Annotated in this window: 1 protein-coding gene and 1 pseudogene; both read left to right on the forward strand. The window is 45.3% G+C overall.

What is annotated here, in order from left to right; genetic code table 11:
• A pseudogene (locus GMD4S_RS09375) lies at positions 1–197 on the forward strand (hypothetical protein); the annotation flags it as partial.
• Positions 194–1,001: DNA-binding protein WhiA (whiA, locus tag GMD4S_RS09380; RefSeq protein WP_000011299.1), on the forward strand; the 808-nt coding region annotated here is incomplete at its 3' end. The pseudogene GMD4S_RS09375 and the gene whiA, both read left to right, overlap by 4 nt.

Consider the following 1,001-nt stretch of genomic DNA (forward strand, 5'->3'; position numbering starts at 1 on the left):
AGGTTCCTAGAGAATACATGGATACCAACCGTTTTGATGAATATTTGGTTCAGGTAGAGCATGATTTTGCTGGTCTTTGCAAGCAGGTCCCTCGTGTGATTTCATCCAACTTCCTTCGTTTGGAAAATGGAGGAGCCTTCCATGATGGCGATTTGATTGTAGATGAATTGATGCGCATTATACAGGTGAGAAAATGAGTTTCACAGTAGCAGTAAAAGAAGAAATTCTTGGTCAACACCATCTCAGTCGTTATGAACTATCGGCCATTATCAAGATGTCTGGTAGCATCGGTCTCTCGACTTCTGGCCTGACCTTGTCTGTTGTGACTGAAAATGCCAAGTTGGCTCGGCATCTCTATGAGTCCTTTCTCCATTTTTATGAGATTAAGTCTGAGATTCGACACCATCAGAGAAGCAATCTTCGCAAGAATCGTGTCTATACGGTCTATACAGATGAGAGGGTGCAGGAGCTTTTAGCTGATTTGCGACTTGCGGATTCCTTCTTTGGTTTGGAGACGGGTATTGATCCCGATATCTTAGCAGATGAAGAGGCTGGTCGTGCTTACTTATGTGGGGCCTTTCTGGCAAATGGTAGCATCCGAGATCCGGAGTCTGGCAAGTACCAGTTGGAGATCAGTTCTGTATATCTGGACCACGCCCATGGACTAGCCTCTCTCCTTCAGCAGTTTTTGTTGGATGCCAAGGTTATTGAGCGAAAGAAAGGTGCAGTTACCTATCTCCAGCGTGCAGAGGACATCATGGATTTCTTGATCGTGATTGGGGCTATGCAGGCGCGTGATAACTTTGAGCGCGTCAAGATTTTGCGTGAAACTCGTAACGATCTCAATCGAGCCAATAATGCCGAGACAGCTAATATCGCTCGGACAGTTTCTGCCAGCATGAAGACTATCAATAATATCAGTAAAATCAAAGATAGAATGGGTTTGGAAAATTTACCAGTGGATTTGCAGGAGGTGGCTCGCTTACGGATCCAGCACCCAG

This window comes from Streptococcus sp. GMD4S (assembly GCF_000296955.1).